Raw genomic sequence first — 14,290 nt, forward strand, 5'->3', positions numbered from 1 at the left:
CGAGTCCGATGCCAGCCGGCTTCTGGTCGTGGAGCTTGTGGATACGCCGCCGATGCGGAGCCGTGCTATGCCAGCCTTCGGCGGTGGAGGTAGAGGTCTGGGATAGCTCCGTCACCCTGACGCTTACGTGCTCACGCTGCGGCAGAGTTCCGATGGTCGAAGTTGGACGAACTCCTCTTCCGGGGATTCATGGTGGACCGGCGACCGTGCTCGCGACGTGTAGCCGCTGCACTCGTCCGTCGGTCCATCGGTTGAGCGCCTCCGGGGATCGGCGTTTATGGCAATACGGTGATCGCGTCAGCCGGAGGGCGGATAAGGACCAACCCTGAGTCGGACCCCTTGACGGACTTGATGTCAGGGGTCAGCTACCGAGCGCCGGAGCTCCTATGCGACTCAGCGTTCGGTCCGCTTGACGTCCCGAACGCTCATCCCGAACAACACGTTCGGACCGTCCGTGTACTTGAAGCTGTAGCCGGCGAGGAGTGCTGCAGCGATCAGTTCACCGTTGGTGACGTACCGGCCGATCGCGCGCTCCACCACGTGCTTCATCGTGTAGCTCCCGACACTGGGTGTCTTGATAGGCGCGATGTTTTCGCGGAGCCACGCGGCGACGTCCACCACCGTGGTCTCGTGAGCGGCGAGCACCGCGCGTTCGGCTGCGAGCTCGGCTCGACGCTCACTGGGTGACTTCCGGCGAGAGTCGAAGACGCCGATGCCGAAGCTGTTGAGGAGCGGGTGTTCGCGCATCACGTCGCCGAGAGTCGGTGAGGTGAGCTGTCGGCGGGCCTCCATGTACGGCGCGCCGGTGGCGGCCATCTGTGCCCGTACGGCGGCCTTCTGGCCACGATTCCTGGTCATCATGTTCTCCAAGTCGCGGAGCGCCCCACGTTCGCCCCGCCATGGATGGATGAAGACCTGGCGGAACGCTGTTGCGCGATTCGGAGAACCTTGTCCTCGACGTCAAGGTGAACGTGGGTCACATGACTCGGAGCGGGCAGGCGCGACTGCCGACGTCGAGTGTACTCCTGCCTAGGCCTGGACGGACCATCTGGCTGGCGTCCGCCAGGGTCTGGGCTAGAAGCGTGTCTCTGTCCGGTGGGGCCGCAGACCCACAGGCGTGCCAGCATCGTTGCGATGACCGCGCGTGACCGAACCCGTCAGGCTCTGCTGGCGCTGCGGGAGGAGCTCGTCCGCTTCGAGGCTTCAACACGATTCGTGCCGCAGTCGTCCCTGGACCCCGCTTTCGTCTCCTGGTGGGCCAGGGTCCAGTTGGCGCTGCCGAGAGCTCTGGGGCATGACCACCCCATCACAGCTCAGATTCTCGGTATCGACTGGCAGAAGCCGCTGAGGGTCGGGGATCAGGTGATCCGGCCGCAAGGGCTGTCCATCGTGGCGCGACGGGAAGTCCTGGGTCTACTGGACGCTGCTGTCCACGAGCTTGAGTGGTTAGCGGCCGACGCCGGCGTCTTTGATGCCTCCGGAGTGGACCCTGAGCTGTGGGCCTTCATCGCCACGGACGTTCGATCCGAGCACTGGGGGAAGGCAGTCACGCAGACAGGACTTTTCACGGAAGATCGGGTCCGTCGTTGGACGGGCCAGCCGGCCGTCCTCGTCGGCCAGGCTCTCATGAGCTCGGTGTTCGGAGACAAGGGCAATACCGCCTCGGGGCTACTGACGCGGAGAGGGAGGGGTGGCACCTTCTCGCCCGAGGTATTGCCATGGCGCTGCGCAACCCTGCGGCTCACCGCATCGTCAACCGATCAGATCACCGCCTCTTCGCGTTCGGCGTCATCGGGGCCAGCAGTCTCTTGCTCACCCAACTCCGCTTCGATCACGCGAGTCACTTCATCGACTTGTCGCCGGCCCACCCGGACGAGGCACCCGCCGACGCGGCGGCGGTGACCGAGTAGAACCCGCTTCCGGGCCACTCCCTACCCCTGTTCCTCCGGCGATTGTCGGCGGGGGTAGTACCTGGAAGAACAGCATGCAGGCTTAACAACCCCGGGTCGCCCGGGCGGGGCCGGGGCACGACGGGGGCACGTGAAGACGATGACCGGCGAAGATCACTGACAAGCGACGGAGGCAAACCGGCTGGTCAGCTCGGCGGTGAATCGAAGCCGAGCAGGTAGCGGCGTAGCCCGAAACGGATTCCTAAACCGTGTGCCGCAGGTTCGAATCCTGCCGGGGGCACTCCCGTGGTCGGCCGCTGTCCGACGCTGATGGCGGACTGCCTTCGCCTGGCGGCGTGGGCGGCCGCCCGGGAGCATGACCCTCCGTGCCACCGGAGCCCCTGCCGCGGTTGTTCGTCGTCGGCTGCCCGCGCTCGGGGACGACGCTGCTGCAGTCCTTCCTCGCCGCGCACCCGGACGTGCAGGCGTTCCCGGAGACGCACTTCTTCTACCGGCTGCCGACCGATCTCGACGCCCCGATCGCACCGGACCTGGCGCGGGACCTGCCGGAGATCGCCGGCTTCCTCGGCCGGCCGGCGCTGCGCTGGCCGGAGCCCGCCACCGGGCGGTCGGTGGCCGAGGCGTTCCTGGCCACGGCGGGGGGAGTCACCCGTGCACACGGCCGGCGCACCTGGGTGGAGAAGACCCCGGCCAACCTCTACGCGATCGACCGGGTCGAGCAGCTGGTGCCCGGGGCGCGCTTCCTGCACATCCTGCGCGACGGGGCCGACGTCGTGGCGAGCCTGCGCTCGGTCTCCACGGGGTGGGGGAGCACCTACACCGTCGACCAGGCGGTGGACCTGTGGGCCGAGTGCGTCGGGATCACCGCCGAGCACCGCGGCCGGCCCGGGCACACGGTGCTGTCCTACGCGCGGCTGGCCCAGCACCCCGACCAGGTGCTCCGCGCGGCCTGCGCCGACGTCGGGCTGCCTTACGACCCGGCGATGGTCGCCGGGCGGGCCGGCGCGGCCCAGGGGCTGATCAAGGACTTCGAGACCTGGAAGGGCGACAACACCGGCCCGCTGGTGCACCGCCCCCGGGAGAAGTTCGGCCGGGTCTTCGACGCCGAGACCCAGCGGCACGTGGAGAAGCGGGTCGCCGAGGTCCCCGTTCCCGAGCTCACCGCCGACTGAGCAGGAGCACGGGCCGCCGGGGCTGGCTACCGTGCAGGGATGGGTGCGGTGATCGCGGTCGTCGTGGTGCTGGCCCTGCTCGGCGTCATCGCGGCGTGGGGCTGGGCGGTGGCGCGCGGCCCGGCCGGACCGCCGGCGCTCTCCGAACGTGACCGGGCGCTGCGCGCCCAGGCGATCGCCACGGCCCGCTGGACCACCGCCCACGACGAGGTCGACGGGGTCACCCGGGTGCTGCTCCGCCGCGCCTGCACCGGTCCGGACGGGCGCCCCGAGGTGCTGGAGGAACGGGTCTTCGAGACCTTCCCGGCCCGCGACCCGCTGTGGGAGGCGCGCTTCACCGAGGCGATGGCCGGCGCGCGGTTCCGCTGCCAGTACCTCAACAACGAGGAGGGGCTCGGCGGGACCTGACCGGGGCAGGGGAGGATGGCCGGCATGGGTCAGGTCGTCGCCACCACCGAACGGATCGTCCGCGCGCCCGCCGAGCAGGTGCGCGCCGCGCTCGCGGACTACGCCGTCACCCGCCCGCGGATCCTCCCCGAGCAGTACAGCGAGTACCGGGTGGACGCCGGTGGCGACGGCGCCGGCACCCGTGCGCACTGGCGGCTGCAGGCCACGTCCAAGCGGGTGCGGGTGCAGGACGTCACCGTCAGCGAGGCGCCCGACGGCTCGCTGGTGGAGACCGACGCCAACTCGAGCATGATCACCACCTGGAGCGTCCGGCCCGCCGACGAGGGCGTGAGCACGGTCCGGGTGAGCAGCACCTGGACCGGCGCCGGTGGCATCGGTGGCTTCTTCGAGCGCACCTTCGCGCCGAAGGGGCTCGGCCGCATCCACACCGCGGTGCTCGACCGGCTGGAGCAGGCCGTCACCACCGGCTGAGCCGCCTCCCTCCTGGGGATGAGGTGCCGTCAGGGATCCGCCGCGACCTGTCGACAACACTCCGGTGAGCGATCTCCAGCACGGCACCGGGCTCAGCTCGGACCCGAGCGCGGCCGTGGCCGGCCGCAGCGCCGCCGCCGCGGCGGTCGCCGGCCTGCCGTCGGGCAGCCCCGCGCTCGTGCTGGTGTACGCCTCGGTCCGCTACGACCTCGCCGAGCTGCTCTCCGGGATCCGCTCGGTGACCGGGGACGCGCCGCTCGTCGGCGCCACCAGCTGCGGCCACTTCGCCGGCGCGCAGGTCGCGGGCCCGGGCACCGGCGTCGCCGTCCTGGTCCTCGCCGACGGCGACTACCGCTTCGGTGTCGGCTGGGCCGAGGGCATGAGCACCCGGCCCACCGAGGTCGGCGCCGAGGTGGTGCGCGCCGCGCGCGCCGCCACCGGCGACCACGACCTGCCGCACGCGGCGCTGCTGCTGCTCACCGACGGACTGGTCGGTGGCCAGCAGTCCGTCGTCGCCGGGGCGCACCGGGCGGCCGGGGCCAGCGTGCCGATCGTCGGCGGGGTCGCCGGGGACGACTGGCAACTGACCAGCACCAGCGTGCTGATCGACGACACCGCCCGCACCGACGTCGCCGTCGGTGTGTGGATCGCCTCCCCGCGCCCGCTGCGCGTGGCCACCGCGCACGGCTGGACACCGGTCGGGCCGCCGCAGCTGGTCACCCACGCCGAGCAGGCCGTCATCCACGAGATCGGCGGGCAACCCGGCGCGGCCGTCTACGCCGCCGCCGTCGACCGGGACGAGGCGCCTCGGCGCGGGCTCAGCGAGGCCGTCGCCGAGAGCTCCTACGCCCTCGGCGTCCTGGAGCCCGACGGCTCGCACCTGGTCCGCGCGGTCTTCACCGCCGAGTCCGGCGACCTCACCTGCTTCGAACCGGTGCCCACCTTCGCCGCCGTCCAGGTGATGAGCGCCGAGCGGGAGGTGCTGCTCTCGGTCGTCGACGACGTCGCCGCCGGGGCGCTGGGCACCGGGGAAGAGCAGGTGCTGCTCACCTTCGACTGCGCGGCACGGCAGACGATCCTCGGGGACGCCATCGGCGAGGAGATCTCCCGGCTGCAGCGCGCGGCGGGCGAGGCCACCGCGTTCGGGCTCTACACCTACGGCGAGTTCTCCCGTTCCCGCGGCGCCGGTGGCGTGCACAACGCCACCCTGACCGCGCTGGCGTTGTGACCGCCGACCCCGCCGCGCTGCCCCGGCTGCGGTGGCGCGGCAGCTCGGGAGCGGCGGAGCCGGAGACCGGCGAGCTGTGGGCGATGGTCGCCCAGGCGCAGTCCGCCGCCCAGGACGCCTACCGGCACTCCGCAGGCCTGGTCCGCATGCTCGACGTCATCGGGCAGGGCGGGCCCCCCGAGCAGCTGGCCGCCCGTGCGGTCGAGGCCCTGTCGGAGGTGTTCTCCGCCGACCTCGTGCTCTGGGGCCGCATCGGGTCCGACGGGATGGACGTCGCCGCCGCCTGCGGCTTCGGCGACCAGCACGCCGTCGCCCTGCCGGAGCTGCCCGGCGCTGCCGACCTGTTCACCGCCCGCACCCCGGCGGCCTGGTCCGTGCCGGCCGGCACCCGCCCGCCGGTCGTGGCCGGGGTGGCCGTGCAGCAGGTGGTGCACGTCCCGGTGGCGACCGGCGACCGGCCCGGCCCGGCCCTGCTCCTGCTCTTCTCCACCCCGTCGGGCCTCGGCCCGGGCGACCTGCTCATGCTGCGCGCGGTCGCCCAGCGGCTGTGCTCATCCCTGGAGGACGCCGACCGTCGGCGCACCGTGGAGCGGCTGGCCACCACCGGCTCACGGCTGACCCGTCAGCTCCATCGCCAGCCGCTGCTGGAGGAGGCGGCCCGGATCCTGGCGACCATCAGCGGCGCCCCCTGGACCAGCGCGGTCACCGTCGAGGACGGCATGGCGGCGATGACCGCCACGGCCGAGTGGGTCGAGGACGACACCGCGCAGTGGCCCCGCCCGGTGCAGGAGCTGCGGGCCTGGCCCGCGGCCTGCCGCGGCGAGCCGCACGTCATCCACGACATGGCCACCGGCCCCGGCGCCCTGCCCGGGCACCTGCGAGGTGACGGCCGGGCGCTGCTGTGCATCCCGGTGGTCGTCGACGCCGAGCCGGTGGCGCTGCTGTACGCGGTCGACCCCCGGCCCGGGGCGTTCACCTCCGCCGCGGTCGACGCCGCCTGCCTGCTGGCCGGCTACGTCGCCGCCGCGCTGGTCAACGCCCGGCTGTACTCCGCGCTGGCCGAGAGCGAGTCCCGGCTGCGGGTGCTCACCGACGCGATCAGCGACCTGGTGGCCGTCGTCGAGCGGGCCGGTACGGTGCGCTGGGCGTCCCCGTCCTACGCCCGCGGGCTGGGTGCCGGGCCGTCGGAGCTGGTCGGCACCGACTGGCTGGACCGGGTGCACCCCGACGACCGCGCCGCCGTCCGGGAGGCGCTGGCCGCCTGCCCGGAGGTGAGCAGCGTGGAGCACCGGCTGCGCCAGGGCACCGATGCCTGGGCCTGGGTGGAGACCCGGCTGGCGGTCGCCCCCGGTGACGCCGGCAGCACCGTGCTCTCCTCCCGGTTCGTCGGCGAGCGCCGCCGGCTGGAGGACGAGCTGCGGCTGCAGGCCACCTCCGACCCGCTCACCGGGCTGGCCAACCGGGCGCTGGTGCGCCAGGTCCTGGCCGACCGGCTGACCGGCCCGCGGACGGGGCCGGTGGGCGTGCTCTTCTGCGACCTCGACGAGTTCAAGGCGGTCAACGACCGACTCGGCCACGAGGCCGGCGACGACCTGCTGCGCCAGGTCGCCGACCGGCTGCGCGAGTGCCTCCGCCCCGGCGACCTGCTGGCCCGCCTCGGCGGTGACGAGTTCGTCGTGGTGCTGGACGACGCCGCCGACCGGACCGCGCTGGCCACCGTCGGCGACCGCATGCTGAGCGTGCTGCGCCGCCCGTTCTCCCTCGACGACGAGCTGGTCCGGATCGGCGCCAGCATCGGCGGCGCGCTCGGCGACCGGGCCGGGGCGGCGGCCGTCAGCGACCTGCTGCGCGACGCCGACGCCGCGATGTACGAGGCCAAGCGCGCCGGGCGCGGGCGGGTGCAGGTGTTCGACGCCGCCGCTGCCGAGCGGTCGGTGCAGCGGCTCTCGCTGCGCCAGGAGGTGCAGGGCGCGCTGGCCCGCGCCGAGCTGAGGGTGGTCTTCCAGCCGATGGTCGCCCTGGCCAACGGGCGGCTCGAGGGCGTCGAGGCGCTGCTGCGCTGGCGGCACCCCGGCTTCGGCGACGTCCCCCCGGACGTCTTCGTGCCCCTGGCCGAGGAGACCGGGGCCATCGGCCCGATCGGCGACTGGGTGGTGGAGCAGACCTGCCGCGAGCTGGCCCGCTGGCGCGGCCTGCCCGACGCCGACCACGTGCGGGCGTCGGTGAACCTCTCGGCGGTCCAGCTGGAGGACCCGTCGTTCGTGGACCGGGTGCTGGCCACCGTGCAGCGGCACGGCGTGCCCGCCGGCTCGCTGCGGCTGGAGGTGACCGAGAGCCTGGAGAAGACCGCCGGGCAGCTCGCCCAGCTGCACCGGCTGCGCGCCGCGGGCGTGGGCCTGGTCCTCGACGACTTCGGCGTCTCCTACTCCAACCTGGCGCACCTGCGCGACCTGCCGGTCGACACCCTGAAGATCGACCGGTCCTTCGTCGCCGGGCTCGGCACCGACGGGGACGACGCCCGGCTGAGCACGGGGATCGTCCGTGCGGTGCTGGCGCTGTCGGAGGCCGCGGGCATGGCGGTGATCGCCGAGGGCGTGGAGACCGAGCAGCAGCGCGACGCACTGCTGCGGCTCGGCTGCCGCACCGCGCAGGGCTGGCTGTTCGCCCCGGCGGTCGACGCCGCCGCCGTCACCGCGCTGCTGGTCGACGGCGGCGTGCTGGCCACCACGGGCTGAACGGCACGGGCCGAACGGCGCGGGCTGGACGGCACGGGCGCGCCGGGGCTCCGGCGGGGACGATGGTGCGGTGACCGCAGCACCTCCCGCCGTCGACGGCCTCGACGAGCTCACCGGCCTGCTCACCGACGGCGGTGCGCTGGTGCTCTCCGGCGCCGGGCTGTCCACCGACTCCGGCATCCCCGACTACCGCGGCGTCACCGGCTCGCTGCGGCGGCACACGCCGATGACCTGGCAGACCTTCACCGGCGACCCGCGGGGGCGGCACCGCTACTGGGCGCGCAGCTACGTCGGCTGGCGGCAGATCGCCGGAGCGCGGCCGAACGCGGGGCACGTCGCCGTCGCCGGTCTGCAGGCCGCCGGTGCGCTGGGCCCGGTGATCACCCAGAACGTCGACGGGCTGCACCAGGCCGGCGGCGCCCGGGACGTCGTGGAGCTGCACGGCGGGCTGGACCGCACCGTCTGCCTGGCCTGCGGCGACGTCGCCGACCGGGCGGCGCTCGATGCCCGGTTGCGGGCGGTGAACCCCGGGTTCCGGCCCGAGGTGACCGATGAGGTGAACCCCGACGGCGACGTCGAGCTGCCCGAGGAGGCGCTCGACGGGTTCGTGATGGTCGACTGCCTGGCCTGCGGCGGCGGCCCGCTCAAGCCCGACGTCGTCTTCTTCGGCGAGACCGTGCCGCGGGACCGGGTGGACGCCTGCTTCGCGCTGGTCGAGGAGGCCGGCTCGCTGCTGGTGCTCGGCTCGTCGTTGACCGTGATGAGCGGCTACCGGTTCGTCATCGCCGCGGCCAAGCGCGGCATCCCGGTCGGGATCGTCAACTCCGGCCCGACCCGCGGCGACGCCAAGGCCACCGTCCGGGTGGACGCGCCCCTCGGCGTGGTCCTCCCCGAGCTGGCCCGCCGGCTGCGCTGAACCGGCGGGGCGCGGCCGGTTGACCGAGGATGGACGGCGATGCAGACCTTCCTGCCGGTCGCCGACTTCACCGAGTCCGCCCGGCTCCTGGACAACCCCCGCCTCGGCAAGCAGCGGGTGGAGTGCCTGCAGGTGCTGCGCGCGCTGGAGCTGCCCGACTACGGCTGGGCCAACCACCCGGTGGTCACCATGTGGCGGGGGCACACGGCGGGACTGGTCGTCTACGCGCTGGCGATGGTGCGGGTCTGGCGCGAGCGCGGTTTCGCCGACAGCACCGAGACGCTGATCAGCGAGTTCGCCCCGGACGCCGCACGCATGAGCCAGGACGAGGCGGCCGCGGCCGGGCTGCTGCCCAGCTGGGTGGGCGACGAGGAGCTGCACCTGTCGCACCGGTCGAACCTGCTGGCCAAGGACCCGGGGTTCTACCGCGCGCGCTTCCCCGCCGACCCCGACGACCTGCCCTACAAGTGGCCCGGTGCGGATGACGTGCCCTCGGCCCCGGCACCCGAGGGCGTGCCGGTGTGGGTGGTGCGGCCACGGGCGCACAACGAGCTGGGCGCCGCGCTGGCCACCGGGATCGTGGGGCTGGGCACCCAGTCCGGCGTCGACGTCGACGCGACCGGGATGTCACCGGCCGAGCTGCGCGCGCTGTCCAAGGAGCTGTCCGGCCGGCGCCCGGCCAAGGACCTGCGGCAGCTGTCGGCCTTCCTCGACGAGGTGCGCCCCGGTGACCTGGTCGGGCTGCCCGTCGAGCACGGGGCCGGGCTGCTGCTGGGCGAGGTGGTCGGCGACTACGCCTTCGCCGGCCGCGAGCTGCTGCCGCACCGGCGGGCGGCCCGGTTCGACCGGGTGGTCCCGCGCGCGGCGGCCCGCCCGCCCGCGACCCTGCAGGACCCGCGGGCGCTGTTCCGGGTGGTGCTCGACCCCGATGCCGTCCCGGGGGAGCTGCGGCGTCCGGACCCGTTGACAGGCAAGTCATTGCTTGCCTAACGTCTCGTCCCGTGGGTGACGTGTTCAAGGCGCTCGCCGATCCCACGCGCAGGGCGATCCTCGACGAGCTGACGGACCGGGACGGGCAGACGCTGTTCGAGCTCTGTGCCCGACTCGCCACCAAGCACGGTCTGGGGTCGAGCAGGCAGGCGGTCTCGCAGCACGTCGGCGTCCTGACGTCGGCCGGTCTCGTCCGGACCAGGCGCGAGGGTCGCTACACGTTCCACCACCTGGACCCGGCGCCGCTGCGCGAGCTCACGCGCCGGTGGACCGATCCCCACCCGGAGGAGGACCCATGAGGATCAACGTCATGAGCGTGATGGTCGACGACCAGGCGAAGGCGCTGCGCTTCTACACCGAGGTGCTCGGCTTCGTGCCGAAGCGGGAGATCCCGCTCGGGGAGCACTCCTGGCTGACCGTGGTCTCGCCCGAGGACCCCGACGGCACCGAGCTCTCCCTCGAACCCGACGAGCACCCGGCCGCCCGGCCGTTCAAGCAGGCGCTCGTGGCCGACGGCATCCCGTTCACCTCGTTCCTCGTGGCCGACGTGGCGACCGAGTACGAGCGGCTGGCCGCGCTGGGCGTGCGCTTCACCCAGCCGCCCACCGACATGGGCGTGGTGACGACGGCGGTGCTCGACGACACCTGCGGCAACCTGATCCAGCTCGCGGCCGAGAAGAACTGACCCCGGGCGTCACCGGAGGCCGGCGCCGACCTCCGTGACCGCGGCGGCCAGTCGCTGCCGCGCCTCGGGCAGGTCGGCCGGTTCGCGCGCCGCGTGCACGAACCACCAGGCGGCGGAGTGCAGCTGTCGCAGCTGCAGGAACGGCGCCAGCTCGGCGTCGCCCACCGGGTCGGGCATCGCGTCCAGCGCCTTCCGGCCGTCGAGTCGGGCGGTGGCGCGCAGGCTGGCCAGGTCCCAGGCGCGCGGGCCGCGGGAGGTGTCCTCCAGGTCGGTCCAGCGCAGCCCTTCGCCGGTGACCAGAAGTAGAAGGACCCCGGACTTCTCACCACTCGCAGGCTCGCGGCGAGCCTCGGACCGGGGCCGGCAGGTCACCGGTCTGCCGCAGCAGCGCGGGGTCGGCACCCAGGGCGGTGCCCGAGTCGAGGAAGACCGCCAGGTCGGCCAGCGGCCGGTCCAGCGGCGCGCCGTCCCACAGCGGCGGCAGGGTGCCCAGCACCTCGTGCAGCTCGGTCAGTGACCGGCCGGTCTGCTCGGCGGTGGGTCGATCCGGCGACACGTCGACATGTCGCCAGAACGACACGGTGAGGCCGTCGTGCTCGTGCGGGCCCGGCGGGAGCAGGTCCGATGGTGGGACCACCGCCGCACCCGCCGCGGCCAGCGCCGTCGCGAGGGCCACCTCCCGGGTGAACGGCTCGCGGATCCGCGGGCGCAGCAGCGGGGTGTACACCGCCACCCCGGCCACCACCGGAGCCGGCGGCAGGTGCACCACCGCGTTGACGCCCCAGGACAGCAGGGCGGGTTCCTCGGCGCGGATGCCGTGCTGCCGGGCGACGGCGACCGCAGCGGTGACGGCCTGGTCCGCGGCGGCGGTCACGCCGTGGGCAGCGGCACGTTCTGCAGCCGCACCTGCCCACGGGCGACGATCTTGCCGTCGTCGGCGCGGGTGATCGTGACCAGCCACAGCTGCAGCGTCTTCCCCTGCTGCACCGGCTCGGCGAGCACCTCGACCCGGCCGGCCGTCATCGGGCGCAGGAAGTCGGTGCTGTTGTTGACGCCGACGGCGAACTGGCCGCGCTCGGTGACCGCCAGGCTGGCACCGACGCTGGCAGCGCCCTCCACGATCGTGCAGTAGACGCCGCCGTGCACCACGCCCCACGGGGTGTGGTGCTGCGGCCCCAGCTCCACCGAGCCGGTGACGCGGGCGCCGCTGACCTCGGCGAGCTCCAGCCCGCTGGCGGCGACGAAGGCGCTCGTGTTCGTCAGGTCCGGCGTCACGGGGCGTCCCAGACCAGGCAGAACGGGTGGCCCACCGGGTCGGCGTAGACGCGGAAGTCCCCGCCACCGCCGGGCAGCCGTCGCGCGCCCAGCTCGAGCACCTGCGGCTCCGCCGCGTCGATGTCGGCGACCCGGATGTCGAGGTGGAACTGCTGGGGTCGGGCCGGGTCCGGCCAGTCCGGCGGCACCAGGTCGGGGGCCTGCTGGAAGGAGATGCGGTACCCGGCGCCGGTGATGGTCACCCAGTCGTCGCCGGGGGAGCCGTGCACCTCCATGCCGAGCAGCCCGGCGTAGAAGGTCGCCAGGGCGTGGGCGTCGGGCGCGTCGATGACCACCGAGTGCAGCTGACCGATCATGACCGCATCCTCTCCCGGGCGCTCCGGGCGGCGACAGCGGTGGTCCGGCCACCGACCGCAGCACCCCGGCCGTTCGGCGGACCGGGGCGTGCCGCACGATCGGGGGCATGGCCGACGTCGCACCGTCCCTGGGCACGCTGAGCTGGCTGCCCGCCGCCGAGCACCCCGAGCTGCTGGCCGCACCGGTGGCGGCCGCCCTCCCGGCGCTGGCCGGCCCGGTGTGGGTGGCGTCCATCGACGACGGCGCTGCCGACACCGCGGACTTCACCGACACCTACCAGGTGCCGCTGGCCGCCTCGGCCAACTGCGTGGTGGTCGCCGCCCGGCGCGCGGGGGAGACGACGCTGGCCGCCTGCCTGGTGCTGGCCACCACGCGCGCCGACGTGAACGGGCTGGTCCGCCGGCACCTGGGGGCGCGCAAGGCCTCCTTCGCCCCGCAGGACGTCGCCGTCGCGGAGAGCGGCATGGCCTACGGGGGCATCACCCCGGTCGGGCTGCCGGCCGGGTGGCCGGTGCTGGTCGACGCCGCCGTGGCCGCCAGCGACCTGGTGGTGATCGGCTCGGGCACCCGGGGGAGCAAGCTCGCCGTGCCCGGGCCGGTGCTCGCCGCGCTGCCGGGCGCGGAGGTGCTGGAGGGCCTGGGCCGGCCGGTGGGCTGACCCGGCCGACCTACGCTCGGGGCGTGACCGGATCCGACGCGCAGCCCGCTCAGCCCCCACGGCCCGCCGTGCAGCCGTCGCGGCCCGAGCGCGCGCCGGACGACAGCGACGTCGGCTGGGGCGAGCGGCTGACCGACCCCGACGACGCGGACCGCCGCTACCTGGAGGACCGGCCGCCGCACTGGGGCAGCGACTGAGCGAGGAGCTCGTCCAGAGGCGTTCCAGCACCCCGCCTCGTGAGTTCGGCACCGGCTCGCGGTCACGGCCGGCCGAGGGTGACGGTGAGCGTGCCGGTGGCTGCGGCAGCGGCGAGCCGCCCGGCGGTGTCGGGATCGACGGCGAGCACCAGGAGCCCCGCGTCGTTCGTGGGCGGTCCGTCGCCGCCCGGCGCCGGGGTGGTGACGACGAGCGCCCCCGTGGCGATGACCGCGACCGACGGTTCGGCGCCCTGGCCGGCAGCGGCGAGCACGTCGACCCGGTCGCCCGGGCGCAGCAGGCTGGCGACGGCGAGGTCGGCCAGCCGGACCGGGGCGGCGACCTGACCGTCGGGGACGGCCGACCACAGGCCGGGCCCGACCAGCCGGACGTCGGTGACCGGCTCCCCGGCGCGCACCGGGGACGCCAGCACCTGCCCTGCGAGCGCGCCCGGCTCGGTGGCCGCCCCCGCGGGCGCTGCGGTGCCCGGCAGCCGGACGACGGTGAGCACGTCGGCGGTCAGCGCCGCGCCGGCCGGCAGGTCGGTGGCGGCCACCACGACCGGCACGGTGACCGGCCCGGCCGGGGCGACCGGCGCCGGTCGGGTCGCCAGCACCAGGGCGAGCCCGGCGAGCGTGGCGGCGGCCGCCTGCCGGAGCAGGTGCACGGGGGAGCGCGGGCGGTGGAGGCGGATCACCCACCCAGCGTCGCCCCGGCGCGAGCGGCTGTCGCCGTCGTGCCGGGACCTGGGGACGGAGCGGCCGGCTGTGGACGACGGGCGGCGTGAGCCGGCCGGCGTCAGCTCAGCTGGCGGCCTTGCTGCCCGAGCCGGAGGTGCTGCTGCTCGACCCCGAGGAGCTGCTGGTCGAGCTGGAACTGCTCGCCGAGCCGGAGCTGCTGGAGTCGCCGCTCTTCGCGGTCGAGGTGCTGCTGCCGCCGTCCTTGTTGCCGCTGCCGCCGTCCTTGGTGCCGCCGTCCTTGCTGCCGCTGCGGCTGTCGGTGCGGTAGAAGCCCGACCCCTTGAAGACGACGCCGACCGAGCCGTAGACCTTGCGCACCGGCGCCTCGCACTCCGGGCAGGTCGTGACCGCCGGGTCGCTGAAGGACTGCACGCGCTCGAACTCGTGCTTGACCTCGGGGTTGGTGCAGACGTACTGGTAGGTGGGCACGGTGCTGTGAGCTCCTCGTCTCGTGGCCGGGCTGGCACTCGGCCCCGGCGACTGCCAATGATGCGCTGCGCGGGGCCGCGCCGTCCACGTCGGACACCCGTGCCAGGGGAGTGGGCCGCGT

Annotated in this window: 19 protein-coding genes and 1 pseudogene; 13 read left to right on the top strand and 7 right to left on the bottom strand. The window is 74.3% G+C overall.

From position 1 onward, the window contains the following. Nucleotides 1–393 precede the first annotated feature (393 nt). Nucleotides 394–858, bottom strand: a complete 465-nt coding sequence (locus ACI79A_RS07335) for a hypothetical protein (protein ID WP_457081511.1) — start codon at nucleotides 856–858, stop codon at nucleotides 394–396. A 276-nt stretch (nucleotides 859–1,134) separates the two neighbouring features. On the opposite strand from ACI79A_RS07335, the pseudogene ACI79A_RS07340 reads away from it, so the two are divergent. From ACI79A_RS07340 to ACI79A_RS07390, 11 genes and pseudogenes are all read left to right on the top strand, one after another. Further along, a pseudogene (locus tag ACI79A_RS07340) lies at nucleotides 1,135–1,641 on the top strand (TIGR02391 family protein); the annotation flags it as partial. Then, entirely contained in the window at nucleotides 1,587–1,910 is a 324-nt protein-coding gene (locus ACI79A_RS07345) for a TIGR02391 family protein (RefSeq protein WP_457081647.1), read from the top strand. The pseudogene ACI79A_RS07340 and the gene ACI79A_RS07345, both read left to right, overlap by 55 nt. Nucleotides 1,911–2,275: 365 nt before the next feature. After that, entirely contained in the window at nucleotides 2,276–3,082 is an 807-nt protein-coding gene (locus ACI79A_RS07350) for a sulfotransferase family protein (protein ID WP_457081513.1), read from the top strand. A 39-nt stretch (nucleotides 3,083–3,121) separates the two neighbouring features. Beyond that, nucleotides 3,122–3,490 carry a hypothetical protein gene (locus ACI79A_RS07355; RefSeq protein ID WP_457081515.1) on the top strand — a complete coding sequence of 123 codons (369 nt, stop codon included), beginning with the start codon at nucleotides 3,122–3,124 and terminating at the stop codon, nucleotides 3,488–3,490. 24 nt (nucleotides 3,491–3,514) lie between these two features. After that, nucleotides 3,515–3,961, top strand: coding sequence for an SRPBCC family protein (locus ACI79A_RS07360; protein WP_457081517.1), 447 nt, complete (start codon nucleotides 3,515–3,517; stop codon nucleotides 3,959–3,961). A gap of 64 nt (nucleotides 3,962–4,025) precedes the next feature. Beyond that, nucleotides 4,026–5,189, top strand: a complete 1,164-nt coding sequence (locus ACI79A_RS07365; RefSeq protein WP_457081519.1) for an FIST signal transduction protein — start codon at nucleotides 4,026–4,028, stop codon at nucleotides 5,187–5,189. Then, nucleotides 5,186–7,924 carry a putative bifunctional diguanylate cyclase/phosphodiesterase gene (locus ACI79A_RS07370; RefSeq protein WP_457081521.1) on the top strand — a complete coding sequence of 913 codons (2,739 nt, stop codon included), beginning with the start codon at nucleotides 5,186–5,188 and terminating at the stop codon, nucleotides 7,922–7,924. Before ACI79A_RS07365 ends, ACI79A_RS07370 begins: the two co-directional genes overlap by 4 nt. Before the next feature lie 70 nt (nucleotides 7,925–7,994). Continuing rightward, nucleotides 7,995–8,840, top strand: a complete 846-nt coding sequence (locus tag ACI79A_RS07375) for an NAD-dependent protein deacetylase (RefSeq protein ID WP_457081523.1) — start codon at nucleotides 7,995–7,997, stop codon at nucleotides 8,838–8,840. A 39-nt stretch (nucleotides 8,841–8,879) separates the two neighbouring features. Further along, nucleotides 8,880–9,830, top strand: coding sequence for an MSMEG_6728 family protein (locus ACI79A_RS07380; protein WP_457081525.1), 951 nt, complete (start codon nucleotides 8,880–8,882; stop codon nucleotides 9,828–9,830). Between the two features lie 11 nt (nucleotides 9,831–9,841). Beyond that, nucleotides 9,842–10,129, top strand: a complete 288-nt coding sequence (locus ACI79A_RS07385) for an ArsR/SmtB family transcription factor (RefSeq protein WP_457081527.1) — start codon at nucleotides 9,842–9,844, stop codon at nucleotides 10,127–10,129. Continuing rightward, complete coding sequence (locus ACI79A_RS07390) at nucleotides 10,126–10,515, top strand: VOC family protein (protein WP_457081529.1); 390 nt, start codon at nucleotides 10,126–10,128, stop codon at nucleotides 10,513–10,515. The genes ACI79A_RS07385 and ACI79A_RS07390 overlap by 4 nt, the downstream gene beginning before the upstream one ends. A 9-nt stretch (nucleotides 10,516–10,524) precedes the next feature. Here ACI79A_RS07390 and ACI79A_RS07395 read toward each other — a convergent pair whose 3' ends face one another. From ACI79A_RS07395 to ACI79A_RS07410, 4 genes are read right to left on the bottom strand one after another with little or no spacing between them, the layout of a single operon-like run. Further along, a complete protein-coding gene (locus tag ACI79A_RS07395; RefSeq protein WP_457081532.1) occupies nucleotides 10,525–10,887 on the bottom strand; it encodes a hypothetical protein in 363 nt (120 codons plus the stop codon). Further along, a complete protein-coding gene (locus ACI79A_RS07400; RefSeq protein WP_457081534.1) occupies nucleotides 10,838–11,389 on the bottom strand; it encodes a hypothetical protein in 552 nt (183 codons plus the stop codon). The genes ACI79A_RS07395 and ACI79A_RS07400 overlap by 50 nt, the downstream gene beginning before the upstream one ends. Then, the gene (locus ACI79A_RS07405) at nucleotides 11,386–11,790 is read right to left on the bottom strand and encodes a PaaI family thioesterase (RefSeq protein WP_457081536.1); all 405 of its coding nucleotides are present in this window, start codon (nucleotides 11,788–11,790) and stop codon (nucleotides 11,386–11,388) included. The genes ACI79A_RS07400 and ACI79A_RS07405 overlap by 4 nt, the downstream gene beginning before the upstream one ends. Continuing rightward, nucleotides 11,787–12,146, bottom strand: coding sequence for a VOC family protein (locus tag ACI79A_RS07410; protein ID WP_457081538.1), 360 nt, complete (start codon nucleotides 12,144–12,146; stop codon nucleotides 11,787–11,789). Before ACI79A_RS07410 ends, ACI79A_RS07405 begins: the two co-directional genes overlap by 4 nt. Before the next feature lie 107 nt (nucleotides 12,147–12,253). Here ACI79A_RS07410 and ACI79A_RS07415 point away from each other — a divergent pair, with 107 nt between their 5' ends. Together ACI79A_RS07415 and ACI79A_RS07420 are read left to right on the top strand one after the other, a co-directional pair. Then, the gene (locus ACI79A_RS07415) at nucleotides 12,254–12,805 is read left to right on the top strand and encodes a YbaK/EbsC family protein (RefSeq protein WP_457081540.1); all 552 of its coding nucleotides are present in this window, start codon (nucleotides 12,254–12,256) and stop codon (nucleotides 12,803–12,805) included. A gap of 23 nt (nucleotides 12,806–12,828) precedes the next feature. Next, entirely contained in the window at nucleotides 12,829–13,002 is a 174-nt protein-coding gene (locus ACI79A_RS07420) for a hypothetical protein (RefSeq protein ID WP_457081542.1), read from the top strand. A 62-nt stretch (nucleotides 13,003–13,064) separates the two neighbouring features. Here ACI79A_RS07420 and cpaB read toward each other — a convergent pair whose 3' ends face one another. Together cpaB and ACI79A_RS07430 are read right to left on the bottom strand one after the other, a co-directional pair. Further along, a complete protein-coding gene (gene cpaB, locus ACI79A_RS07425) occupies nucleotides 13,065–13,697 on the bottom strand; it encodes a Flp pilus assembly protein CpaB (protein ID WP_457081544.1) in 633 nt (210 codons plus the stop codon). 106 nt (nucleotides 13,698–13,803) lie between these two features. Next, the gene (locus ACI79A_RS07430) at nucleotides 13,804–14,169 is read right to left on the bottom strand and encodes an FmdB family zinc ribbon protein (protein WP_457081546.1); all 366 of its coding nucleotides are present in this window, start codon (nucleotides 14,167–14,169) and stop codon (nucleotides 13,804–13,806) included. Between the last annotated feature and the right edge of the window lie 121 nt (nucleotides 14,170–14,290).

This window comes from Modestobacter sp. SYSU DS0657 (assembly GCF_054050925.1).